19 protein-coding genes are annotated in these 23,270 nt (G+C 63.5%); 9 read left to right on the plus strand and 10 right to left on the minus strand.

Going from position 1 to position 23,270, the window contains the following annotated elements; translation table 11 throughout:
• Positions 1-42: 42 nt before the first annotated feature.
• Positions 43-1,467: a PLP-dependent aminotransferase family protein gene (locus tag J3A98_RS08425; RefSeq protein WP_176684677.1), complete on the minus strand. Its 1,425-nt coding sequence runs from the start codon at positions 1,465-1,467 to the stop codon at positions 43-45.
• Between the two features lie 325 nt (positions 1,468-1,792).
• Here J3A98_RS08425 and J3A98_RS08430 point away from each other — a divergent pair, with 325 nt between their 5' ends.
• Positions 1,793-3,205 (plus strand): amino acid permease, encoded by a 1,413-nt coding sequence (locus J3A98_RS08430; protein ID WP_004575400.1) that lies wholly within the window; start codon positions 1,793-1,795, stop codon positions 3,203-3,205.
• Positions 3,206-3,208: 3 nt separating this feature from the next.
• Here the strand turns inward: J3A98_RS08430 and J3A98_RS08435 are convergent, their stop codons facing one another.
• The gene (locus J3A98_RS08435; protein ID WP_028698076.1) at positions 3,209-3,388 is read right to left on the minus strand and encodes a hypothetical protein; all 180 of its coding nucleotides are present in this window, start codon (positions 3,386-3,388) and stop codon (positions 3,209-3,211) included.
• 114 nt (positions 3,389-3,502) lie between these two features.
• Between J3A98_RS08435 and tam the strand changes: the two genes are divergently transcribed.
• Complete coding sequence (gene tam, locus J3A98_RS08440; protein WP_021783153.1) at positions 3,503-4,279, plus strand: trans-aconitate 2-methyltransferase; 777 nt, start codon at positions 3,503-3,505, stop codon at positions 4,277-4,279.
• Here tam and J3A98_RS08445 read toward each other — a convergent pair.
• On the minus strand, positions 4,269-4,640 hold the full coding sequence (locus J3A98_RS08445; RefSeq protein ID WP_209965292.1) for a DUF2784 domain-containing protein: 372 nt from the start codon (positions 4,638-4,640) through the stop codon (positions 4,269-4,271). The genes tam and J3A98_RS08445 overlap by 11 nt on opposite strands.
• Before the next feature lie 152 nt (positions 4,641-4,792).
• Positions 4,793-5,662 (minus strand): LysR substrate-binding domain-containing protein, encoded by an 870-nt coding sequence (locus J3A98_RS08450; protein WP_020193277.1) that lies wholly within the window; start codon positions 5,660-5,662, stop codon positions 4,793-4,795.
• A gap of 243 nt (positions 5,663-5,905) precedes the next feature.
• Here J3A98_RS08450 and J3A98_RS08455 point away from each other — a divergent pair, with 243 nt between their 5' ends.
• From J3A98_RS08455 to J3A98_RS08475, 5 genes are all read left to right on the plus strand, one after another.
• Positions 5,906-7,222, plus strand: a complete 1,317-nt coding sequence (locus tag J3A98_RS08455) for an MFS transporter (RefSeq protein ID WP_209965294.1) — start codon at positions 5,906-5,908, stop codon at positions 7,220-7,222.
• Between the two features lie 14 nt (positions 7,223-7,236).
• A complete protein-coding gene (locus tag J3A98_RS08460; protein WP_176684674.1) occupies positions 7,237-8,628 on the plus strand; it encodes an FAD-dependent oxidoreductase in 1,392 nt (463 codons plus the stop codon).
• A 97-nt stretch (positions 8,629-8,725) separates the two neighbouring features.
• Entirely contained in the window at positions 8,726-9,439 is a 714-nt protein-coding gene (locus J3A98_RS08465) for a YebC/PmpR family DNA-binding transcriptional regulator (protein WP_004575404.1), read from the plus strand.
• A 137-nt stretch (positions 9,440-9,576) separates the two neighbouring features.
• Positions 9,577-10,521 carry a LysR family transcriptional regulator gene (locus tag J3A98_RS08470; RefSeq protein ID WP_209965295.1) on the plus strand — a complete coding sequence of 315 codons (945 nt, stop codon included), beginning with the start codon at positions 9,577-9,579 and terminating at the stop codon, positions 10,519-10,521.
• Between the two features lie 150 nt (positions 10,522-10,671).
• Positions 10,672-12,084, plus strand: coding sequence for a pyridoxal-dependent decarboxylase (locus J3A98_RS08475; protein ID WP_209965297.1), 1,413 nt, complete (start codon positions 10,672-10,674; stop codon positions 12,082-12,084).
• A gap of 67 nt (positions 12,085-12,151) precedes the next feature.
• On the opposite strand, the gene J3A98_RS08480 is transcribed toward J3A98_RS08475, so the two are convergent.
• The gene (locus J3A98_RS08480; protein ID WP_176684672.1) at positions 12,152-13,525 is read right to left on the minus strand and encodes an MFS transporter; all 1,374 of its coding nucleotides are present in this window, start codon (positions 13,523-13,525) and stop codon (positions 12,152-12,154) included.
• A 289-nt stretch (positions 13,526-13,814) separates the two neighbouring features.
• On the opposite strand from J3A98_RS08480, the gene quiC reads away from it, so the two are divergent.
• Entirely contained in the window at positions 13,815-15,722 is a 1,908-nt protein-coding gene (gene quiC / locus J3A98_RS08485) for a 3-dehydroshikimate dehydratase QuiC (protein ID WP_176684671.1), read from the plus strand.
• 65 nt (positions 15,723-15,787) lie between these two features.
• Here the strand turns inward: quiC and J3A98_RS08490 are convergent, their stop codons facing one another.
• Genes J3A98_RS08490 through J3A98_RS08500 form a run of 3 tightly spaced genes read right to left on the minus strand, consistent with a single transcriptional unit; the run spans position 15,788 to position 18,701 of the window.
• Positions 15,788-16,456, minus strand: a complete 669-nt coding sequence (locus tag J3A98_RS08490; RefSeq protein WP_209965300.1) for a class I SAM-dependent methyltransferase — start codon at positions 16,454-16,456, stop codon at positions 15,788-15,790.
• Between the two features lie 11 nt (positions 16,457-16,467).
• Positions 16,468-17,820: a chromate efflux transporter gene (chrA, locus tag J3A98_RS08495; protein ID WP_176684669.1), complete on the minus strand. Its 1,353-nt coding sequence runs from the start codon at positions 17,818-17,820 to the stop codon at positions 16,468-16,470.
• Between the two features lie 17 nt (positions 17,821-17,837).
• A complete protein-coding gene (locus J3A98_RS08500; protein WP_176684668.1) occupies positions 17,838-18,701 on the minus strand; it encodes a sensor domain-containing diguanylate cyclase in 864 nt (287 codons plus the stop codon).
• A 200-nt stretch (positions 18,702-18,901) separates the two neighbouring features.
• On the opposite strand from J3A98_RS08500, the gene J3A98_RS08505 reads away from it, so the two are divergent.
• Positions 18,902-19,387 carry an isochorismatase family protein gene (locus tag J3A98_RS08505; protein WP_020190308.1) on the plus strand — a complete coding sequence of 162 codons (486 nt, stop codon included), beginning with the start codon at positions 18,902-18,904 and terminating at the stop codon, positions 19,385-19,387.
• Positions 19,388-19,413: 26 nt separating this feature from the next.
• On the opposite strand, the gene J3A98_RS08510 is transcribed toward J3A98_RS08505, so the two are convergent.
• Both J3A98_RS08510 and J3A98_RS08515 read right to left on the minus strand, forming a co-directional pair.
• Positions 19,414-22,188 (minus strand): amino acid adenylation domain-containing protein, encoded by a 2,775-nt coding sequence (locus tag J3A98_RS08510; RefSeq protein ID WP_209965303.1) that lies wholly within the window; start codon positions 22,186-22,188, stop codon positions 19,414-19,416.
• 206 nt (positions 22,189-22,394) lie between these two features.
• Complete coding sequence (locus tag J3A98_RS08515) at positions 22,395-23,093, minus strand: pirin family protein (RefSeq protein WP_209965305.1); 699 nt, start codon at positions 23,091-23,093, stop codon at positions 22,395-22,397.
• Between the last annotated feature and the right edge of the window lie 177 nt (positions 23,094-23,270).

Here is a 23,270-nt window from a genome sequence, read left to right on the forward strand (position 1 = left end):
CCCCCACAGGAAGGTGTGGCCCGAAACAGATGCGGAGCGGCCTTACATCCCACTCCGGCGCACATGCTTCACCAGCACCTTCTCCAACAACTCCCACATCGCCGGGTCCGTACTGAATGCCACGTTGAACCGCATCCACCCGGTCGCCTTGGCGTCGACCATGAACAACTGCCCAGGGCCTAGCATGATGCCTTTCTCCAGCGCATCGTCCAGCAACGCGGCACTGTCTGGAATCGCCGGGTGGCGGGTCCAGATGTACATGCCTTCATCCGACTCGGTGAACAGTTCGAAGCCCAATCGATGCAGATGCCGCCCAACTTCCTGATGCGCCTCGGCCAGGCGCTGGCGCAGGCGCTTGAGGTGCTTGCGCCAGCGCCCGTCGATGATCGCCGCATACACCACGCGCTCCATCACCTGCGAGGTGGTCAGGCCTGAGCGCATCTTCAGGTGCAGCAGTTTTTGCATCAGCTCGGGGTTGGCCAGCATGTAGCCGACCCGCACGTTGGGCGAAATGCTCTTGGAATAGCTGCCTACGTACACCACCTGCTGCAGATGGTCGAGGCTGGCCAGGCATGGCTGCGGCTCGGCGACCATGTCGGCGTACAGGTTGTTCTCCACCAGGCGGAAGCCATGCTGGCTGGCAAGCTGCAGCAGGCGGTGCAACTGCGGTAGCGGGGTGCGCGAGCATGTCGGGCTGTGCAGGTGCGGCTGGGTGAAGAACGCCGTCGGGCGGTGGTGGGTGAGCAATTGCTCCAGCTGGTTCAGGTCGTAGCCGGCCGGTGTACGGGGCACGCCTACCAGGGTTGCGCCTTGGGTGCGCAGGATGCTCATGAGGTTCGGGTAGCCGGGGTCGTCCACCAGCACCACATCGCCTGGGCGCACCAGTGTGCGTGCGGCCAGGTCCAGGGCCTGGCTGGCGCCGTGGGTGAGCATCAGCTGTGCCGGGTTGGCGACGATCGACAGCTCTTGCTGCAGGTTCTGGGCGGTCAGCGCACGCAACTCCATCAGGCCCATGGGGTCGCCGTACCCCGACAACTCCAGCGGGCTGCCTGCCACTTGGCGCAGGCCGCGGCGCAGGCCGTCTTCGTACATCCAGTCGTTGGGCAGCCAGCCGCACCCCGGCTTGTAAGGCAACTGGCGGATTTCGAAGATCTGCTGCAGGTACCACTCGGAGTTGAACATTGGTCGACTGGTGTCGGCCTCGGCGTTGTGCTGCTCCAACAGGTCGCCCGCCGCACGGTTGACGAAGAACCCCGCATTGCCACGGCTCACCAGCAGCCCTTGGGCAACAAGGCGGTCGTAGGCTTCGACCACGGTGAAGGTACTCACCGAATAGCTTGCGGCAAATGCGCGGATCGACGGGACCTTGGCGCCTGGCTTGAGGGTTTGGTTGTCGATCAGCTCGCGCAGCCCATCGATGATCTGGTTGACCAGCGGGGTAGAGGAGTCTGGATGTAATTCGAACATTCGGGGCCTTCAGGGTGCGTATCGCCTGGCGTCTGCAGGGTGTACTGCATGGGCGACCTATACAGTGCAGTGCGAGATTCATGCCACTGTGCATGGCTCTCTGCGTCGGACATTTTTACATTAGGTGTCGGATATCGCCACATAAAGCATGTTCAGTTCGCCTCAGGCAGTCGTCCTGGGGCGCGTCAGCAGGCCGCCATGGAAGGTCTGCGTGTGTTCGTTCACACCATCCTGCCCGCATTAGCACTGATGTACAGGTGAAATCGCCAGCCATCGGGGTTTCACAGTTTTCCTTGGATAAAAAGAAGCACGGGGTACACAACTGATGGACGCAACATCCACAACCACCACCGCGAAAAGCGGGCATGAGAGCAAGCTCAGTGCCTCGCTGAAGTCGCGCCACCTGACGATGATGTCTATCGCCGGGGTTATTGGCGGCGCCTTGTTTGTCGGTTCCGGCAGCGTGATCCACAGTGCCGGCCCAGCCGCTGTCCTGGCCTACCTGGCAGGCGGCATCCTGGTGGTGCTGATCATGCGCATGCTGGGTGAAATGGCGACTTCCTCGCCTGACACCGGCTCGTTCTCGACCTACGCCGACCGTGCCATTGGCCGTTGGGCCGGTTTTACCATCGGCTGGCTGTACTGGTGGTACTGGGTCATCCTCATGGCCTGGGAAGCCTATGTGGCGGGCAAGATCCTGCATGGCTTCTTCCCCGACGTTAGCGTCAACGTGTTCGTGCTGGCCACGACCCTGTTGCTGATCACCGTCAACTTCTTCAACGTCAAGCACTACGGTGAGTTCGAGTTCTGGTTCGCCTTGATCAAGGTGATTGCGATCGTCTGCTTCCTGATCGTGTGTACGGCTGCCGTGATGAACATCTGGCAGTTCGGTGAAGTGCGTGGCATCAGCCACCTCACCGCCGAAGGCTTCATGCCCAATGGCATCACCACCGTGATCGGTGCCTTGCTCGGGGTGATGTTCGCCTTCCTCGGCGCCGAAATCGTCACCATCGCCGCTTCCGAAGCCAAGGACCCGGCCGCGCAGATCGTCAAGGCGACCAACTCGGTGGTCTGGCGTGTGTGCCTGTTCTACGTCGGTTCGATCTTCCTGATCGTCTGCCTGGTACCGTGGAACGACCCGCACCTGGGTGTTTCTGGCTATGGCGCTTACCGCCGTACCCTGGAACTGCTGGGCGTGCCGTATGCCGAGCTGCTGATGAACTTCGTGGTGCTGACTTCGGTGAGCAGCTGCCTGATCTCTGGCCATTACACCGCATCGCGCATGCTGTTCTCCCTGGCCCAGCGTGGTGACGCGCCGTCGTTCTTCAAGATCACCCGCGCCGGTACCGGTGTACCGGTGTACGCGATCATGGGTTCGTGCGCCGTGGCCGTGGTGTGTGCGTTGATCAACTTCAGCGAGACCCTGCGCCCGAAAGACGTGCTGGACACCCTGATGAACACCACCGGCATGATCGCCCTGCTGGTGTACCTGGTCATCGCCTTCTCGCAACTGCGCATGCGCCGCAAGCTGATTGCCGAGGGCAAGGAAGTACGCCTGAAGATGTGGCTGTTCCCATGGCTGACCTACCTGGTGATCGCGTTCATCGTGGCTGCCCTGGTCACCATGGCCTTCATGCCTGACTACCAGATTCTGGTCATTTCCACCGGTATCGCTGCGGCGGTCGTGGTGGCGATGGGTGTGGTGCACCAGATCCGCTCTGGTAGCAAGCAGCACTAAGCGTTACTCGCGTCTGGAAACGGCCGGCTCCCTTGGGGACCCGGCCGTTTCGCGTTGTTGGGCCTGGGCTTTTTCTGCGGGCATGTGGAAGCGCTGGTTCATCCACGGTGAGCCGAGCAGGGCGGCGGCGGCGATCAGGGCCAGGATGGCGAGGGCGATGTAGGTCTTCATGGGCGTGCGCATGGAAGGACTGACTCCAAGCATAGGTGATCAGTTCCGGGGTAATCCTTTTGCAACCGTCCCTCCGGGCGACAGATGGCATATGCTAGGCACATAGCCTGCCCAAAGGAGCCGCACATGGCCTGGTCCGCCACTCAGTATTCCCTGTTCGAAGACGAACGCACGCGCGCCGTACGCGACCTGATTGCCGCCATCCCGCCACGGCCGGTGCGCCACGCCACTGACTTGGGGTGCGGCCCCGGCAACTCGACCGAGGTGCTGCTGCAACGTTACCCTGACGCCCAGGTGACGGCACTGGACAGCGACCCTGACATGATCGACAAGGCCCGTGAGCGCAAGCGGCTGTGCATCCCGCGTGTGCGCACGGTCATTGCCGACATTGCTGGCTGGACTGCCCCCGAGCCGCAGGACCTGATCCTGGCCAACGCCTCGTTGCAATGGGTACCTGACCACGCCTTGCTGTATCCGCACCTGGTGCGCCAGCTCAGCGAAGGCGCCAGCCTGGCCGTGCAGACCCCGGACAACCTCGACGAACCAGCCCACCGGCAGTTGCGCGAGATCGCAAGCCAAGGCCCCTGGGCGGCGAAGTTCGCCGACTTGCAGCTGCCGCCCCGGCACAACGCGGCGTTCTACTATGACTTGCTCAGCCCGCTGTGCGCACGGGTGGACGTATGGCGTACCACCTATCATCACCCGTTGATGGGGGGCGCCGAAGCGGTAGTGGAATGGTTCAAAGGGTCGGCGCTGCGGCCTTATCTGGCCAGGCTGGATGAGCAGGAGCAGGCCGACTTCCTGCAGATGTACCTGCAGGCCATGCAGCGCGATTATCCGCCGGCCTCTGATGGCAAGGTCCTGTTGCCCTTCCCGCGGTTGTTCGTGATCGCTACCCGCTAGGGCGGCGCCAGCGCCAGGCCACGTAGCTGTAGATGCCGAGGTTCAGCGCCAGTACGAGGGTGCCCAGCAACAGCTGGATCTGCGGGGTCAGGCCGGCGGGGTAGATCAGTGGCCAGACGTAGTGCTCGACGAAGCTGCCCTGGTAACCTGCGTCACCGGCGGCATTGCGCATGTGGTTTTCCCAAGTGGTCAGCGGGCAGCCCAGGTGCAGGCACTCCACCGCCAGGCCCCAGGCCAGGACCGGCAGGTGCAGCAACAGGGCAGGGCGCCAGCGCAGCACCAGCAGCCCGCCGAACAGCACCAGCAGGATGAAGGCCAGGTGCAGCAGCACCAGGGTGTCGGCGGCAAGGCGGTAGAGCATGGGTTGGGTGCCTGGATTGGGGTTATCCCAGCATAGTTGGGTTGCCTGATCTGGCCCCTTCGCGGGCTCGCCCGCTCCTAAAACGACACAGGTTCCGGATGCTGTGCAGGACCTGTGGGAGCGGGCGAGCCCGCGAAAAGGCCAGCACAGTGCTACACCCCTTCCTCGACCATCTGCAGGAAAGTCGCCACCACCCGGCGCGTACGCTGCTCGCTCAGGCACACCAGGGTCTCGGTCAAATGCCGCTGGCAATCCACTATCGGCAACGCACACACTCGTGCATCGGCACCAAACTCTGCCGCCGATACCACGCCCACACCAATGCCTACCACCACCGCCTCTCGCGCCGCTTCCCGGCCCTCCACCTGGATCGCTGCGCGTATCCGCAACCCGGCGCGTTGCATTTCTTCCTCCAGCGTCTGCCGCGTCACCGAGCCGGGCTCGCGCAGCACCAGTGGCGTGTCATCGAGGTCGGCCAGGCTGATCGAGCCGCGGCTAGCCCATGGGTGGTGGTGGGAAACGAACGCCACCATCGGGTCACGACGCAGCGGCAGGCAATGCAGGCGCTCATCGTCGACATCCCGGCCCAGCAGGGCCAGGTCGGCCTGATAGCTGAACAGCCGCGCCAGCGATTCGTCGGTATTGCCCGTTTCGATCTTCACCTGGATCCCCGGATAGCGCTGGCAGAAGCGGGCGATCTGCGGCAGTACGTGCACCGGCGCATCCACTGCCAGCACCAGGCTGCCGGTCTGCAGCGCACGCGAGTCGTGCAGCAGTTCCTGGGCTTCGGCCTCGCAGGCGAACAGGCGCTGGCTGATGCCCAGCAGCCGCTCGCCAAGGTCGGTGAGCTGCACCGAGCGTTTGTTGCGGTGGAACAGCAAGACGCCGAAGCGCTCCTCCAGTTTGCGCACCTGGTCGGACACCGCAGGCTGGGTAAGAAACAGCTTTTCCGCAGCGCGGGTAAAGCTGCCGTGGACGGCCACCGCGTGGAAAGCCTTGAGTTGGGCGTGGGAAACCGACATGACGACCTCAGTAACAAGCTGGGCTTATTTGTGTAATACGATAAATCGATTTTATTTATCTTACAGCAACTGTTTCCATGTATTTCAGCCCGACGCTGGCACCACGAATGCCGCCAGGGCGATGGTGCCTACTCGGCGCCACCTGACCCGATGACAGCCTCGTCATCGCTGTGCGTAACACAAGAACAAGACAGGCGTTTCTTCACATTCTGCCGGCACACTTGAGCAAGAGGTCAGACTTACATGAATCATTCCCTAGCCGCGTTCAAACGCTGGCGTATCCAGATTTTCGCCATCACCTGGCTGGCCTACGCCGCCTTCTACTTCACCCGCAAAGCCTTCTCGGTGGCCAAGCTGGGCATCGCCGAAGACCCAGGCTTCATGCTCGACAAGGCCGCCATGGCCAACCTGGACGCCATCTACCTGGCCGCCTATGCCGTGGGCCAATTCACCTGGGGCATGCTTGCCGACCGCTTTGGCCCGCGCGTGGTCGTGTTGGGCGGGTTGCTGATTTCTGCGGCGGCGGCAGTCGTGATGGGCAGTTACGCAACTTTCCCGATCTTCGCTACCTGCATGCTGGTACAGGGCCTGGCGCAATCCACCGGCTGGGCCGGCTTGTGCAAGAACATCGGCAGCTTCTTCCCGGCTTCGCAGCGCGGACGGGTGCTGGGCCTGTGGAGTTCCTGCTATGCCTTCGGCGGCCTGGTGGCCTCGCCGTTCGCGGGCTGGTGGGCCTACACCTTGGTCGGTACCTGGCATGCGGCGTTCTTCTCCAGCGCGGTCGTGGTGGCGCTGGTGGCGGTGCTGTTCTTCTTCCTGCAGCGCAACAAACCCGAGGACGTCGGCTTGCCGGCGGTTGAGCCCGAGCCGCAAAGCATGGCCCCGGCCGACAACCTGTGCAGCGTGTGGGCGCCACTGCGGGAAATCCTGCGCAACCGCACGGTGTTGACCCTGGGCCTGGCGTACTTCCTGCTGAAGCCGGCGCGCTACGCCATCTTGCTGTGGGGCCCTGTGATCGTCTTCGAGCAGATGCCCTCGGTGGGCAAAGTGGGCGCGGCAATCATCCCGACTGCTTTCGAACTGGCCGGGCTGCTTGGCCCGATCATGATTGGCCTGGCCTCGGACAAACTGTTTGGCGCCCGGCGCATGCCGGCCTGCGTGATCAGCTTGGTGCTGCTGACCGTGACACTGGCGTTGTTCATGGCGGCCATGAACACCGGCAGCGTGCTGCTGGTGGTGGCCCTGCTGTTCGTCATGGGCCTGACCCTGTACGGGCCGGACTCGATGATCAGCGGCGCTGCAGCCATCGACTTCGGCACCGCCAAGGCCGGCGCCACCGCAGCAGGTTTCGTCAACGGTTGTGGGTCGGTGGGCGCGGTACTGGGCGGGTTGCTGCCGGGTTATTTCGACGGCGTCACGGTGTTCATCGTGTTCGCTGGCTGCGCGCTGTTCTCGGCGCTGGTGTTGCTGCCGCACTGGAACAGCCGGCCGGCCATCAGCCCGCAAGGCACCGACGTGGCACCGAACACCAGCATGGCAATCAAGCCAATGCGTACTTAAAGGAAAGCGAGCGAATGAGACCCTTCTGGCTGCAACAGGCCCTGGATTCGGCGCAGGAGGCGGTATGCCCGCCGCTGCAAGGCGATACCCGTTGCGATGTGTGCATTGTCGGCGGCGGCTACACCGGCCTGTGGACGGCGCTGATGCTCAAGGAGGCGGTACCGGCCCTGGATGTGGTGCTGATCGAGGCCGACATCTGCGGTGCCGGTGCCAGCGGCCGCAATGGCGGGTGTGCGTTGTCCTGGTCGGCCAAGTACTTCACCCTCGAACGCCTGTTCGGGGGGGAGGAGGCGGTGCGGCTGGTGCGCGAGTCGGAGCGCAGCATCGCAGACATCGGTGTGTTCTGCACGGCCAATGGCATCGACTGCGACTTCCGTCTGGACGGCACGCTGTACACGGCCACCAACGCAGCCCAGGTCGGTGCCACCGACGCGGTGATCGCCGCGCTGGAGCACAAGGGTATCAACTCGTTCCGCCGCTTGCCGCTGGAGCAGGTGCAGCGCCTGGCCGGTTCGGCACGGCATCTGGAAGGCTGGTTCTCGCCGGCCGCCGCCACTGTGCAGCCGGGCAAACTGGTGCGCGGCCTGCGCCGGGTGGCCTTGCAGCGCGGCGTGCGCCTCTACGAAGGCACCGCCATGACCGGCCTGGAGCACGGTGCCCCGGTGCAGGTGCGCACGGCCCACGGCACGCTGCGCGCCGACCGTGTAGTGCTGGGCCTCAATGCCTGGATGGCGCGCGTCTTCCCGCAGTTCGAGCGCAGTGTGGCGATCGTTTCCAGCGACATGGTCATTACCGAACCGTGCCCCGAGCTGCTGCGCCAGATCGGCCTGGACAGCGGGATCAGCGTGCTCGACTCGCGTATTTTCGTGCACTACTACCACAACACCTCCGATGGCCGGCTGATGCTCGGCAAGGGCGGCAACACGTTTGCCTATGGCGGGCGCATGTTGCCGGTATTCGACCAGCCGTCGCCGTATCGGCGGTTGCTGCGCGAAAGCCTTGGCGGCTTTTTCCCGGCCTTGGCCGAGGTGCCACTGGCGGCCAGCTGGAACGGGCCGTCGGATCGCTCGGTGACCGGCCTGCCATTCTTCGGCCGGCTGGACGGGCAGGGCAACGTGTTCTACGGCTTCGGTTATTCCGGCAGCGGTGTTGGCCCGTGCCACATGGGCGGGCAGATTCTTTCGTCGCTGGCGCTGGGGCTGGACAACCCGTGGACCCGGTCGCCGCTGGTCAAAGGGCCGCTGGGGCTGTTCCCGCCCGAGCCGATTCGCTACCTGGGCTCGCTGATGGTGCGCAATGCCATCCGCCGCAAGGAGCAGGCCGAAGATCGTGGTGTGCGCCCGCGAAGGCTGGACGTGCGGTTGGCGCGGTTTGCCGCGGCGGCGGGCAAAGCCGATAAAGGCTGATGAGATTTCTTGTCGATCCCATGCTCGAGGGCGTATAAAATGCACCCACTTTTGGCCGGTCGCTTCCTGAACCGGCCGCTGAAACAAGAGAGTCGACATGGGCGCACAGTGGAAAGCCAAACATAGAGAAACAGCGGCCAATGCCAAAGGCAAGATCATGGGCAAGCTGTCCAAGGAAATCCAGATCGCGGCCAAGTCGGGTGCCGATCCCGACATGAACCCGCGCCTGCGCCTGGCCATCGTGCAAGCCAAGAAGGCTTCGATGACCCGCGAGACCCTGGATCGGGCAATCCGCAAGGGCGCAGGCCTGGACGGTGATGCCGTGCAGTACCATGCGGTGAGTTATGAAGGTTTCGCCCCGCACCAGGTGCCGCTGATCGTCGAGTGCCTGACCGACAACATCAACCGCACCGTCGCGCAAATCCGCGTGCTGTTCCGCAAGGGCCAGCTGGGTGCCAGCGGTTCGGTAGCGTGGGACTTCAACCATGTAGGCCTGATCGAAGCCACGCCTGCGAGCGCTGACGCTGATCCGGAAATGGCCGCGATCGAAGCCGGTGCCCAGGACTTCGAGGAAGGTGAAGAAGAGGGCTCGACCCTGTTCATCACCGACACCACCGACCTGGACGCGGTACAGAAGGCCCTGCCGGAGCATGGTTTCACCGTGACCGCGGCGAAAATCGGCTACACCCCTAAAAACCCGGTAAGCGCGGCCAGCCTGAGTGCTGAGGCGTTGGCCGAGGTCGAAGCGTTTCTCGAGGCGATCGACGAGCACGATGACGTGCAGAACGTCTATGTTGGCCTGACCGAGTAATCGTCGGGGCCGCGTTGCGGCCTGTTCGCGGGCAAGCCCGCTCCCGCAGGTTTTTCACGATGCCGAACGATGTGAGAACCCTGTGAGAGCGGGCTTGCCCGCGAGAAGGCCCTTGAATTCCACCGCAGGGAGCCTGCATGAACCCCACCTTCGCCTCCCTCAGCCTCGCCCACCTGCGCACCCTCGACCACCTGTTGCAGCTTAAAAACCTCAGCCACGCGGCCGAGCGCCTGGGTGTCAGCCAATCGGCCCTGAGCCGCCAGTTGGCCCACCTGCGCGAAGCCTTCGATGATCCGTTGCTGGTGCGCCAAGGGCGTGGTTACGTGCTTAGCGAACACGCCGAAGCGCTGGTCGAGCCTTTGCGCCAGGTGCTCGAAGAACTGCACGCGCTGCGCCAGCCCGCCATCTTCGACCCGGCGCGTTGCGAGCGGCGGTTCTGCCTGGCTGCTTCGGATTATGTGGCCGAGCACATGCTGCCGCTGCTGGTGGCGGCGCTGGAGCGCGAAGCGCCAGGTGTGTCGCTGGAGTACCGCACCTGGCAGGCCGGCCAGTACGCCTTGCTGGCCAGCGGAGAAATCGACCTGGCGACCACCTTGTTCGACGAGTCGCCGCCCAACCTGCACGGACGTCTGTTGGGTGAGGACCGCGCGGTATGCCTGATGCGCCAGGATCACCCGCTGGCCGCGCAGGCCGCGCTCAGCCAGGCCGACTACCTGGCGTACAAGCATGTGCGCATTTCGGGTGGTGGCGACAAGGACAGCTTCATCGATCGGCACTTGCGTGCACAAGGCCTGCAGCGGCGGGTCAGCCTCGAAGTGCCGTTCTTCTGCGCCACGGTACAAGTGATTGCCAACAGTCAGGCCGTGGCCACGGTCCCCGAGCACATCGCCCGGCAGCTGAGCCGTTTGCATGACCTGACCTGGCGACCACTGGGCTTCATCGACCACAGCCAGCGGTACTGGGTTGTGTGGCACCAGCGCCTGCAGGCCTCGGCCGAGCACCGCTGGTTGCGTAACCGGGTATTCGAGTTGTGGCGCCAGTCGCAGTTTGGTGTACAGGGCGGGCATGCAGGTTCGCCATAGCAGCTATGCGGGAAGCGGGGTTATTCGGCCGGGGATAGGTGCCTAGACTGGGGGCATTGTGTTGATTGTGCGGCTTCTTCGCGGCTGTAGGAGCGGGTTTACCCGCGAAAAGGCCAGCACAGGCAATGGATAACCCCCAGGAGAGCTAGCGTGACCCCCGAACAATTTCGCCAGTACGGCCACCAACTGATCGACCTGATTGCCGACTACCGCCAGACCGTGGGCGAACGCCCGGTCATGGCCCAGGTCGAACCTGGCTACCTCAAGGCTGCCTTGCCCGCAACTGCCCCTCAACAAGGCGAACCTTTCGCGGCCATTCTCGACGACGTCAATAACCTGGTCATGCCCGGCCTGTCCCATTGGCAGCACCCGGACTTCTATGGCTATTTCCCTTCCAATGGCACCCTGTCCTCGGTGCTGGGGGACTTCCTCAGTACCGGTCTGGGCGTGCTGGGCCTGTCATGGCAATCCAGCCCGGCCCTGAGCGAACTGGAAGAAACCACCCTCGACTGGCTGCGCCAGTTGCTCGGCCTTTCTGCTCAATGGAGTGGCGTGATCCAGGACACCGCCTCGACCAGCACCCTGGTGGCGCTGATCAGTGCCCGTGAGCGCGCCACCGACTACGCCTTGGTACGCGGCGGCCTGCAGGCCGAAGCCAAGCCGTTGATCGTGTATGTCAGCGCCCACGCTCACAGCTCGGTGGACAAGGCTGCACTGCTGGCAGGTTTTGGTCGCGACAATATCCGCCTGATTCCCACCGACGAACGCTACGCCCTACGCCCAGAGGCACTGCAGGCGGCGATCGAGCAGGACCTGGCTGCCGGCAACCAGCCCTGCGCCGTGGTTGCCACCACCGGCACCACGACGACCACTGCCCTCGACCCGCTGCGCCCGGTGGGCGAAATCGCCCAGGCCAATGGGCTGTGGTTGCACGTTGACTCGGCCATGGCCGGTTCGGCGATGATCCTGCCCGAGTGCCGCTGGATGTGGGATGGCATCGAGCTGGCCGATTCGGTGGTGGTCAACGCGCACAAATGGCTGGGTGTGGCCTTCGATTGCTCGATCTACTACGTGCGCGATCCGCAGCACCTGATCCGGGTGATGAGCACCAATCCCAGCTACCTGCAGTCGGCGGTGGATGGCGAGGTGAAGAACCTGCGCGACTGGGGCATTCCGCTGGGTCGTCGGTTCCGCGCCTTGAAGCTGTGGTTCATGTTGCGCAGCGAGGGTGTAGACGCATTGCAGGCGCGGCTGCGGCGTGACCTGGACAATGCCCAGTGGCTGGCGGGGCAGGTCGAGGCGGCGGCGGAGTGGGAAGTGCTGGCGCCAGTACAGCTGCAGACCTTGTGCATTCGCCATCGACCGGCCGGGCTTGAAGGGGATGCGCTGGATGCGCATACCAAGGGCTGGGCCGAGCGGTTGAATGCGTCCGGGGATGCCTATGTGACGCCGGCTACACTGGACGGGCGATGGATGGTGCGGGTTTCGATTGGTGCGCTGCCGACCGAGCGGGGGGATGTGCAGCGGCTGTGGGCACGCCTGCAGGACGTGATCAAAGGCTGAAGCCTGTACGGTACGTGTGTGAGCGGGCTTGACCGCGAAGGGGCTGCAAAGCAGCCCCTGCAATCTATCAGTGACTCACCGCCTGAAAGCTACCTTTACGGCTGGCTTCATAGGCTGCCTTTTCCATCGGCTTGGCCTCTGGGTTGCCCAGGTCTTCCATCGCCAGGCGGTGGGTTTCCGGGGCAATGTAGGCCGCCAGGGCGCACACGCCGGTGATGAAGAAGGCCAGCCCACCGACTACCAGCGGAATGTTGTCCGAGCCGGGTGGGGCGACCATTGCGAACAGCGCGGGCAGCATGGCGGTGAGCATGGTGCCGATGTTCTGCGCGATGGCCATGGCCGTCACGCGGTAGCGGGTGTGGAACAGCTCAGGATAGAAGCTTGGGAATACCGCGTTGTAACCCTGGTAGACCATGCCCCACATGACGATCGAGGCGGCGAACGCCATTGGCACGTTCTGGATGCTGATCGCATACAGGTAGACGAAGGCCAGCAGGCCAGAGCCCAGGCAGCCAGCGATCATGGTCGGGCGACGGCCGATCTTGTCCGACAGGTTGCCCACGAACGGGATCACCAGCACCGCGACGATGTTACCGACCACCGGAATCCACAGGTACACACTCTTGTCGAAGCCGATGCCATACGCCGGCTGCACCGCGTAGGCCGCACCGAAGATGGTGGCCACGACCGGGATCACGTTCATCAGGGCCATGAACATCACCAGCACCATGTGCTTCCAGCTGTGGCGGAAGGCTTCGCTGATGGGCGATTTGACAACCTTGTCCTGTTTCTCTTCTTGAACGAACGCTGGGGTCTCGTGCACTTCCTTACGGATGATGAAGCCGGCAATCAGCACGACGGCGCTCATCAGGAACGGAATGCGCCAGCCCCATTCGGTAAAGGCTTCGCTGGGCATGAAGTAAGCCAGTGGCAGGAACACCGCTGCCGCCAGGACCTGGCCCGCTTGCACACCTTGCAGGGTGAAACTGGCGTAGTAGCCTCTTCGGCCAAACGGCGCGTGCTCCATGATCATGGAACTGGCACCGGAAATTTCCCCGGCCACGGCAAAGCCCTGGATCAGTCGCAGCACAACCAGCAAGGCCGGTGCGAGGTAGCCGATGTCGTGGTAGGTGGGTAGCAGGCCGACAGCCATGGTCGACAGGCCCATCAGGAACATGCACAGCAGCAGGACGTTCTTGCGACCGCGGGTGTCACCCCAGTGGCCCAGAACGAAGGCGCCGACCGGGCGTGCCAGGTAGCCCACGCCATAGGTGGCCAACGAGGCAATGATCGCCATCTTCGGGTCGGTGTTGGGGAAGAAAATCTGCGGGAAAATCAGCGCCGCGGCCTGGGCGTAGATGAAGAAGTCGTAGTACTCGAGTGCCGAGCCTATCCATCCACTGGCGGTCGCTTTCTTTGCTTGCGAGCTGGAGTGAGCCATCGTTGTCTCCGTTGTTATTGTTGTTTGCGCAGGTTCCGCCAGAGGTTATGCCAAGGCAGGAGGCAACGGTCGGTGTGCCTGCGTCTGTGGTCCATGTTGACCACGGGGCCGCGGTCTAGCAATTCGCTAAAACGGGTTTTGTGCGATAATCGAACGCAAAACTAACCATTCCGTACAAAGAGATTGAAGCGTCGACTTTACCTGCGAATAATCGATCGTGCCATAGACTGTGACAGGGGTTATTTGCCCGAATGGCACCGTATTCCTCCAACAACAAGGAACTCCCGCCATGCAGCGTTCGATCGCTACCGTGTCCTTGAGCGGCACTCTGCCGGAAAAGCTCGAAGCCATCGCCGCCGCCGGTTTTGACGGCGTCGAGATCTTCGAAAACGACCTGCTCTATTACGCTGGCAGCCCGCGCCAGGTGCGCCAGATGTGCGCCGACCTGGGCATTGCCATCACCTTGTTCCAGCCTTTTCGCGACTTTGAAGGCTGCCGCCGTGACCGCCTGCAGAAAAACCTCGACCGCGCCGAACGCAAGTTCGACCTGATGCAGGAACTGGGTACCGACCTGGTGCTGGTGTGCAGCAACGTCCAGGCCGATGCCCTGGGTGACGAGCAACTGTTGGTCGACGACCTGCGCCTGCTGGGCGAACATGCCGGCAAGCGCGGCCTGCGCATTGGTTACGAAGCGCTGGCCTGGGGCCGCCACGTCAACACTTACCAGCAAGTGTGGAACCTGGTGCGCCAGGCCGACCACCCGGCACTCGGGGTGATCCTCGACAGCTTCCACACCTTGTCGCTCAAAGGTGATCCAAGCGCGATCCGCGACATCCCCGGCGACAAGATCTTCTTCGTGCAAATGGCCGATGCGCCAATCCTGGCCATGGATGTGCTGGAGTGGAGCCGGCACTTTCGCTGCTTCCCGGGGCAGGGCGAAATGGACATGGCCGGTTTCCTGGCACCGATCCTCGCCACGGGCTACCGTGGCCCGCTGTCGCTGGAAATCTTCAATGACGGTTTCCGCGCCGCACCGACCCGGCAGAATGCTGCGGACGGCTTGCGTTCGTTGCTGTACCTCGAAGAGCAGACCCGCTTGCGCCTGGAGCAGGAGAACACGCCGATCGAGCCTGGCGTACTGTTCGCTCCGCCGCCGGCCAGCGCTTATGACGGCGTGGAGTTCCTGGAGTTCGCGGTCGACGAAGCCGTCGGCGCGCGCCTGGGCAACTGGTTGAAGCGCCTGGGCTTTGCCGAAGCCGGCAAGCACCGAAGCAAAGAAGTGCAACTGCTGCGCCAGGGTGATATCAACATTGTGCTGAACGCTGAACCGTATTCCTTCGGCCACAACTTCTTCGAGGCCCATGGCCCGTCGCTGTGCGCCACTGCGTTGCGGGTCAAGGACCAGCAAGCGGCCCTGAAGCGGGCCACCGCTTTCCGTGGCCAGCCGTTCCGCGGCCTGGTCGGCCCCAACGAATGCGAAGTGCCGGCGGTGCGTGCGCCCGATGGCAGCCTGCTGTACCTGGTGGAGCAGGGCACTGCCGGCCACACCCTGTACGACACCGACTTCAGCCTGGACAACAATGCAGCCGCGACCGGCGGGCTGCGCCGCATCGACCACATGGCCCTGGCCCTGCCGGCCGAGTCGTTGGACAGCTGGGTGCTGTTCTACAAGAGTTTGTTCGACTTCGCCGCCGACGACGAAGTGGTGCTGCCCGACCCGTATGGCCTGGTCAAGAGTCGCGCCCTGCGCAGCCAGTGCGGCACCTTGCGCCTGCCGCTGAACATCTCGGAAAACCGCAACACCGCAATCGCCCATGCGCTTTCAAGCTACCGTGGTTCCGGCGTACATCACATCGCCTTCGATTGTGATGACATCTTCCGCGAAGTGGCAAGGGCCAAGCTGGCAGGGGTGCCGCTGCTGGAAATCCCGCTGAACTACTACGACGACCTGGCGGCGCGTTTCGATTTCGATGACGAGTTCCTCAGCGAGCTGGCGTACTACAACGTGCTGTACGACCGCGACGCCCAAGGTGGCGAGCTGTTCCACGTCTACACCGAGCCGTTCGAGGAGCGTTTCTTCTTCGAGATCATCCAGCGCAAGGCGGGATACGCCGGTTACGGCGCTGCCAACGTAGCGGTGCGCCTGGCAGCCATGGCCAAGGCCCGCAGCGGAGCAGCGCGCAAGCCGGTGCTGTAGCCTGCCCCGGCCTGCCTTGTGGGAGCGGGGTGAACCCTGCTCCCACAGGATTGTTACGGCCCGATTCAGTGACGCTCAGCCACCATCAACAATGACTGCGGCACCGCGCTTTGCGGGTGCTGCGGCTCCTGCAAACCGACCAGTCGCAACCCTGCCATGTCCAGCGCATTCAGCCAGCTGGCCAGGGTGCGGAAATACCAAGGCATCGGTTGCCATTCCCCGGCGAACCCGGCAAAAGACTCCTCTCGCCAGCCATCCTGATAATCCCCGCCGGCCACGCTCCACGGGTGCAGGGTCTGGATCACCAGCGCACCGCCTGGCACCAGCAACGTCCGCATTGCCGACAACAGTTCAATGATGTCCTGGTGCAACAGCGCGAAGTTGGCGCAGATCAGGTCATAGTCCTTGCCCACATGCACCTTCGCCTCAGCCAGCTGCGCATAGCTGGCCAGGTGCACCTCACACGCGCCCGCAGCTCGCGCTGCATCCACCAGCGTTCTGTCGCCGTCGACACCCACCGCCTCGATACCCCGGTCGGCCAGCGCGCGCAGCAGCCAGCCCTCACCGCAGCCCAGGTCGAGCACCCGTTCGGGCTGGCGGCCAAGGATGGCCAGCAGGATGGCCTGGTCAGTGACCTGGCGACGGCTCTCGATGGCGCCGTTGCGTACGGCGTCGATCCAGGCCTGGGCGTTATGGTGCCAACTGTCTAGCAAGGCGTCTTCAGGGTTGCGCATGATCGGCTCCATCAGCGGAAAAGGTGAAGGGCGAGCCCGGCAACGGCGCAGCCGATCAACACGTGTATCACCCCGCGCTTGTAGCGGAACAGCGCCACCGCCGCCGCGAGCGCTATCACAGCCGAGGACCAGTGGAACGCGCCATCGAACCCGTCCGGCCACAGCACGTGGTAGCCGAAGAACAGCGCAAGGTTGAGTATTACGCCCACCACAGCCGCAGTTATCCCGGTCAACGGGGCGGTGAACTTCAGTTCATTGTGGGTCGATTCCACCAGCGGGCCTCCGGCGAGGATGAACAGGAACGAGGGCAGGAAGGTGAACCAGGTCACCAGCCCCGCTGCCACTGCGCCCGCGAGGAACGCCTGGTGGGCGCCGAACATCGGCTGCAGGTAGCCACCGAGGAAACCGACGAAGGCCACCACCATGATCAGCGGCCCGGGCGTGGTCTCGCCCAGTGCCAGGCCATCGATCATCTGCGTGGGCGACAGCCAGCCATAGTGACCGACAGCCCCTTGATAGACATAGGGCAGCACCGCATAGGCACCGCCGAAGGTCAGCAGCGCTGCCTTGGTGAAGAACCAGCCCATTTGCGTGAGTGTGCCGTGCCAGCCAAAGGCCGCCATCAGCAGACCCATGGGCAGAAGCCAAAGCGCCGCAACCGCCAGCAGCAAGGTCACCAGGCGGCCCCAACTGAAGCGGGCGTGCGCGGGGATCGGGGTATCGTCGTCGATCAGCGCCGGGCGCTGGCGGGTGCTGGCGGTGCTGTGGCCCCCACCGGGCGTGAACTGTGCCGGTAGCAGCCGGCCGCCGACGTAACCCAGCAGTGCGGCCGTCAGCACGATCAGCGGGAAGGGGACGTCAAGCGCGAAAATGGCCACGAACGAGGCCGCGGCAATGGCCCATAACCAGCCGTTCTTCAGCGCCCGCGTGCCAATGCGGTGGGCGGCATGCACGACGATGGCGGTCACGGCCGGCTTGATCCCTGCGAAAATCCCGGCGACCACCGGTACTTCGCTCCAGGTCAGGTACACCCACGACAGGCCGATCAGGATGAACAGCGAAGGGAGCACGAACAGAGCACCGGCAATCACCCCGCCCCAGGTGCGGTGCATCAGCCAGCCGATGTAGGTGGCCAGTTGCTGGGCCTCGGGCCCGGGCAGCAACATGCAGTAGTTGAGGGCATGCAGGAAACGCCGCTCACTGATCCAGCCGCGCCGCTCCACCAGTTCCTGGTGCATGATCGCAATCTGCCCGGCCGGGCCGCCGAAACTGATGAACCCCAGCTTCAGCCAGAACAGCAATGCCTGGGCCAAGCCGACAGAGGCGGGTGCTTGCCCGACAGTACCTTGCAGGTGTTCATCCATGCGGTGTGCCTTTGCCTTCAGCCAGTCGCAGCGCGTTGGCGCTTGATTTGGTACATGTGCCCGTCAGCATGGCGCAGTAGCATGTCGGCATCGTTGCCGTCTTCGGGAAAGCAGGCCACGCCAATACTGCAGGATGGTGCATCGATGCCGGCAAACTCGGCGTCGAGCGGTTCGGCCATGACCGCGAGAATGTGCTGTACGTGCGTGGCAATGGCCTCCGGCGACGGGCAATCGGGTAACAGCACGGTGAATTCGTCACCGCCCATCCGCGCTACCGTGCCAGCTACCCCCACGCAGCTTTCCAGGCGCCGGGCCAGTGTGCACAGTACCCGGTCGCCCACGCTGTGGCCGTGGTTGTCGTTGATCTGCTTGAAGTCATTGATATCGAGGAACAGCAAGGCCAGCCTGCGGTTGTGACGCCGGGCCGCTGCCAGGGCGGTGTCCAGCCGTTCATTGAACATGGCGCGGTTGGCCAGCCGGGTCAGTGGGTCATGATGGGCGAGGAAGCGCAGTTCGTCTTCGGCCTCGCGCTGGGCGGTAACGTCCCGCGCCACGCCGATACGCGCCTGGGCCTCATCGGACCAGCAGGCCGCCCACAGTATGTGCACCACGCTGCCATCCTTGCGAAGGTAACGGTTGCAAAAGTCGTAGTGCGGCTGGCCGTTCATTACCCGCATGATCGAGGCGCGCGTGGCCGGGAGGTCGTCAGGGTGCATGTAGCGGGTGATCGGCGTGCCGATCAGTTCGCAGGCTTCGTAGCCCAGCAGCGTCTTGCAGGCATCACTGACGAACACGATCTGGTTGTCCCTGTCGACCACGAATACCGTGTCCAGCATCAGGTGGATCAGCCTGGGGTACAACGCTTGCAGGTCTACGGGCATGGCTCAGGGTGTCCGCGGCAGGGTGACCGATCATAGCCTGAAGGAATACGTCGCAGCTACGGCAGCCTTCATGGTCAGGCGTGTCAAGGTATTCGGCGCCGCGTGCGCCAGCAGTCGGTGGGGGGAGCAACGATTGGTCATCAAGCCCCGGCGCCACGCGGTATACTCCGCGCCATTTTGCATGATGGCCGGAGTACGCTATGCGCCAGGTTTTGCTCATCGTCGATGTTCAGTCCACCTTCAGCCCGCCCGAGTGGCTGGTCGATGGCTTGCGGCGGTTGTCAGCGAACATTCCCACCATAGCCTCGGTCGAGTTGCACGATGAACAGGTTACGCCGTTCGAGCGTCAGCTCGGTTGGCACCCTGCGGCCGAGGACGAGAGCCTGGTCGAGGCCGACCAGGTGTTCGTCAAGCATGGTTACGGGCAAAGTGCCGAAGCTATCGAGTACATCCGGCAACTGGGTGTAGAGCGGGTGCTGGTGTGTGGGCTGCAGACCGAAACCTGCGTGCTGGCCGCCGGCTTTGCCCTGTTCGATGCAGGGCTGATGCCCACGCTGGTGACAGACATGACAATAGGGTCATCGCTGGACCGCTCGGGCAAGCTGGGGACCGACCTGTGGAAGCACCACTTCCGCCAGGTCACCACCTCGGCCGAGGTGCTGGCTGAACTGGCCGGACGAGAATAGTGCATGCGGTGGCGGGTCATCTTCGTTCAGGCAGAGGTGGCGCGTTCAGCTGGATCGGCTCCACGCGCCTGGTTCTGCTGCTTGCGCCTGCGGGTAAACAGCAGACGTAACAGGGTATTCCAGCAATAGCTCACCAGTACCCCTCCAGCGAGTGCCAGGGACACCTCGAACAGCGGGTGCCTGAAAACATGTTCCGCCACCGACTCGAATTGGAAATGTGTCAGGTAGATATACAAGGTAGACGAAGCGATCACCGCACCTGCCCGTGCAACCAGGGCGGGTACTGGCACCGAGCGGAACCAGACAAGTGCCAGTATCGCTGGCAGGGCGATGTCGACATAGCGTGTGAACGCTTGCCAGCCAACACCGGCAACCGCCATCAGGTCCAGCTCGGCAACCACCAGCACGGCCACCGCACTGGCCACCCATTTGCGTGAGGGCGTGTCGGCATGGTGGACGGCCATGCCCAGCACCATCACCGCCAGAAAGTGCTGGGGTACCCGGTTGAGCAGGACACTGGCGTCGAATACGAACTGGTTGAGAAGTACATCCAGCGCTACCAGCGCACAGGCAGCGATGATCAGCCAGCGAAACGGGTCGTCACGCAGCACCTGGCGCACGCGCCTGATCGACAGCACCAGGCCGATGATCACGATCATCTGCACCAACACTTCGATGTACCAGTAGTTGAACAGGCTGACCTGACTGGCGGGGAACCAGTTGGAAACCAGTAGCAGCGATTGCCAGTGCAACCGGGCGAATACCAGTTGGATCAATGCGCTGTACAGCAATGTTGGCACCACGATGGCTGCCAGTGACCTGAGCAGCGTGCGTGCATCGCCGCGCGCCTCGATGGCCTTGAGCTGAAAGCGCGCCAAGGCGATACCGGAGACCAGGAACAGCACCGAGGTTTCGCCGACGATCGGCCAGTGGTCGAAATCAACCAGGTGGCCGACCACAATCAGGATGATGGCGAGCATGCGTATGAACACCGGCATTTCCATTACCCGCCACGCGCCTTTGCGCGGCGCACTCAGCTCGGCCAACTGGCACACCGGCAGGGTTTCCCAACGTTCAGGCAGATGGCCGATGAGCGCCTCCAGCACGCGCGAGGCCTGCACGAACGACAGCGAGTCGCCGCCCAGCTCGACAAAGCTCAACCTGGCGTCCAGACGCGGCACCTGAAGGATGCGGGCCCAGGCTGTACTCAGCTTTTCGGCCAGGGGTGACAAGGGTGGGTTGATACTGTCGTCAAATGCAGCAGGCAGCGCGCGTTTGTCGACCTTGCCGTTGGGGGTGAGCGGCAGGGCATCAAGGAACACGAACAGCGCCGGTACCATGTAGTCAGGCAACTGGCCGGCGAGCGCCTGGCGCAGTTCGTCAGTTCGGGTGGCCTGCTGCGCGACGCAATAGGCCACCAGCCGGGTTGATGCAGCGTCGTGGTTGGCCAGGACCACGCATTGCCCTATGTGCGGGAGACGGCTGATGGCGTTCTCGATCTCCGCCAGCTCGATGCGATGCCCACGGATTTTCACCTGGCTGTCAGCGCGCCCCAGAAAACTGGCGCTGCCATCGGCCAGGTAGGTGCCCAGGTCGCCAGTGCGGTAACAGCGGTCGGCCGCGTCGGCGGTGAACGGGTTGGCGATGAATCTGGCTTCGGTCAGCCCTGGGTCGCCCCAGTAACCACGCGACAGGTAGGGGCTGCGGATCAGGATTTCGCCTGTCTCGCCCTCGCTGACCAGCTGGTTGGCCGGGTTTATCACCAGCAATTGTGCATCGGCAATGCCTTTGCCCAGGGGCACCCGGGCATTGTCCATTTCCGGGTCGAGGGTGTGGAAAGCCATGGCCTGTGGGGTTTCGGTGGTGCCGTAGAAGTTCACATTGGCGGCATTCGGTGCGATGGCGCGGACCTGCTGGTACTGCGTGGGGCTGAGTGCATCGCCACCCCAGAACAGGTAGCGCAGCTGGTCGAGAACCTGGCGGTTCATGTGAGCGCCTGTTTCGATCAGTTTGCCCAGCGGCGGGGTGAGGTGGATCACGCTCACGCCATGCTGGTGAAGCCAGCTGGCCAGCCGTGAGGGGTCGGTCAGGGTCGACTGGGCCGGGCAGGCAATGGTCGCGCCAAGCGACAGTGGCGTGAACACGTCGCGGTATACCGGGTCGTGGCCCAGGCCGGAAAGCAGCGAAAAGGTGTCGGCCCGGCTCAAACCATGCTGGCGCACATGCCAGTCGACGAAGTGCACCAGCGGTGCGTGGTGGGTGACGATGCCCTTGGGCTCGCCGGTGCTGCCCGAGGTGAAGGTGATGTAGGCCGGTTGCTCAGGGCTGACAGCGGGCAACGCGACAGGTTGGCGAGGGAAAGCCTGCAGCGCTTCAGTGGGGGCTTCAGGCACCGTGACGACCATGGGCTGGCCGACGTCGACGGTTGCCTCGGCGCAGCGCAGTATCACCGGAGGCTTCAGGGTGCTGACGATTTGCTTGATACGCACGGCAGGGTAAGCGGCGTCAGCCACGGTGAAGGCCAGACCGGCACGCAGGCAGCCGAGCATGGCGTATACCAGGGCGGGGCTGCGGCGGGTGACGATGACCACACGATCGGTGCCGCTGGCGGCGTTTTTTACCAGAAACGCGGCAATGCCCGCGCTGATCTGCTCCAGTTGGGAGTAGCTGCAGGTTATATGCTGGCCAATGATGGCAATGGCCTCCGGGCAACGGCTGGCCTGTTCGATAAAAGCGTGCTGAATGGGCTGTTCGGCACGGTATTCCAGGCACAGCGTCGGGTTCGGGCGCAGGTCCGGCATGATGATCGAGTGCTCCGCATGAACGTTGGGCTGGCTGGTAGCACAACGCTAGTGCAGGCTGGCTGATGGCGCCAATGTTTGATGGCTGCCTTGCGGTAGCCGGGGAGGCCCAAGGCCGCAAGCCAGCCCCCACAAGACCCTGCTGAACCGGGTTGTTCTATGGGGGCAGCCCTTCGCTGCTACATGGATTGTCGCAGGCTGGGTTATCAGGCCACATCCACAAGTACGATCTCGCTGTCCTCGATGGCGGTCACCCGCAGCACCTCTTCCTGCTCGATCGCCACGCCATCGCGCGCCTTGGCCCGCAGCCCGTTGACATCTACCAGCCCCTTGGCCGGCACCAGGTAACCCCGGCGTGCGGCATCGAAGCGGTACTCGGCGGTATCACCCGCCCGCAGGGTGGCAGCCACCAGGCGGGCATCGGTACGGATCTGCAGGCTGTCCTCGTCACCCGCGCGGCCGCTGGCCAGGGTCACGAAGCCTTCGCCGCGTTCGCCTTTGGGGAACGGCCGGCTACCCCATTGGGGGGCTTCACCGGTGCGCTCCGGCACGATCCAGATCTGGAAAATACGTGTGTCGATGTCTTCGAGGTTGTACTCGCTGTGCACGATGCCGGTACCGGCGCTCATCACCTGAACATCGCCGGCCTCGGTGCGGCCCTTGTTGTCCAGGCTATCCTGGTGGGTGATAGCGCCTTCACGCACATAAGTGATGATTTCCATGTCGCGGTGCGGGTGCGGCGGGAAGCCGCTGCCGGCCGCGATCAGGTCGTCGTTCCAAACCCGCAGGTTACCCCAGTGCATGCGTGCCGGGTCGTAGTACTCGGCAAACGAGAAATGGTGGTGGGCGTCAAGCCAGCCATGGTTGGCGTGGCCGAGGCTTTCGAAAGGTCGTAGTTGCAGCATGGTCGTGCTCCTCAAATCAGTGGAATGGGGCCATGATGCGCCAAAGAAACATCGAAAATAAGCGTAAATATCGGCTTAAAACAATCTGTTTGGTAGATGTGTTTTCTGCTGCACTTTATTCGCTTCATCGCCTAATCCACTGATCTGCAAGCATTCGCTGGCGATTTTTCGTCGATG

The organism is Pseudomonas sp. BP6, from assembly GCF_017875935.1.
Taxonomy (GTDB): Bacteria; Pseudomonadota; Gammaproteobacteria; order Pseudomonadales; family Pseudomonadaceae; genus Aquipseudomonas; species Aquipseudomonas putida_Y.

What these genes read in the sequence shown, in the direction of transcription:
- J3A98_RS08425 (WP_176684677.1), bottom strand. Translation starts at nt 1,467, where the DNA reads ATGTTCGAATTACATCCAGACTCCTCTACCCCGCTGGTCAACCAGATC.
- J3A98_RS08430 (WP_004575400.1), top strand. Translation starts at nt 1,793, where the DNA reads ATGGACGCAACATCCACAACCACCACCGCGAAAAGCGGGCATGAGAGC.
- J3A98_RS08435 (WP_028698076.1), bottom strand. Translation starts at nt 3,388, where the DNA reads ATGCGCACGCCCATGAAGACCTACATCGCCCTCGCCATCCTGGCCCTG.
- tam (WP_021783153.1), top strand. Translation starts at nt 3,503, where the DNA reads ATGGCCTGGTCCGCCACTCAGTATTCCCTGTTCGAAGACGAACGCACG.
- J3A98_RS08445 (WP_209965292.1), bottom strand. Translation starts at nt 4,640, where the DNA reads ATGCTCTACCGCCTTGCCGCCGACACCCTGGTGCTGCTGCACCTGGCC.
- J3A98_RS08450 (WP_020193277.1), bottom strand. Translation starts at nt 5,662, where the DNA reads ATGTCGGTTTCCCACGCCCAACTCAAGGCTTTCCACGCGGTGGCCGTC.
- J3A98_RS08455 (WP_209965294.1), top strand. Translation starts at nt 5,906, where the DNA reads ATGAATCATTCCCTAGCCGCGTTCAAACGCTGGCGTATCCAGATTTTC.
- J3A98_RS08460 (WP_176684674.1), top strand. Translation starts at nt 7,237, where the DNA reads ATGAGACCCTTCTGGCTGCAACAGGCCCTGGATTCGGCGCAGGAGGCG.
- J3A98_RS08465 (WP_004575404.1), top strand. Translation starts at nt 8,726, where the DNA reads ATGGGCGCACAGTGGAAAGCCAAACATAGAGAAACAGCGGCCAATGCC.
- J3A98_RS08470 (WP_209965295.1), top strand. Translation starts at nt 9,577, where the DNA reads ATGAACCCCACCTTCGCCTCCCTCAGCCTCGCCCACCTGCGCACCCTC.
- J3A98_RS08480 (WP_176684672.1), bottom strand. Translation starts at nt 13,525, where the DNA reads ATGGCTCACTCCAGCTCGCAAGCAAAGAAAGCGACCGCCAGTGGATGG.
- quiC (WP_176684671.1), top strand. Translation starts at nt 13,815, where the DNA reads ATGCAGCGTTCGATCGCTACCGTGTCCTTGAGCGGCACTCTGCCGGAA.
- J3A98_RS08490 (WP_209965300.1), bottom strand. Translation starts at nt 16,456, where the DNA reads ATGCGCAACCCTGAAGACGCCTTGCTAGACAGTTGGCACCATAACGCC.
- chrA (WP_176684669.1), bottom strand. Translation starts at nt 17,820, where the DNA reads ATGGATGAACACCTGCAAGGTACTGTCGGGCAAGCACCCGCCTCTGTC.
- J3A98_RS08500 (WP_176684668.1), bottom strand. Translation starts at nt 18,701, where the DNA reads ATGCCCGTAGACCTGCAAGCGTTGTACCCCAGGCTGATCCACCTGATG.
- J3A98_RS08505 (WP_020190308.1), top strand. Translation starts at nt 18,902, where the DNA reads ATGCGCCAGGTTTTGCTCATCGTCGATGTTCAGTCCACCTTCAGCCCG.
- J3A98_RS08510 (WP_209965303.1), bottom strand. Translation starts at nt 22,188, where the DNA reads ATGCCGGACCTGCGCCCGAACCCGACGCTGTGCCTGGAATACCGTGCC.
- J3A98_RS08515 (WP_209965305.1), bottom strand. Translation starts at nt 23,093, where the DNA reads ATGCTGCAACTACGACCTTTCGAAAGCCTCGGCCACGCCAACCATGGC.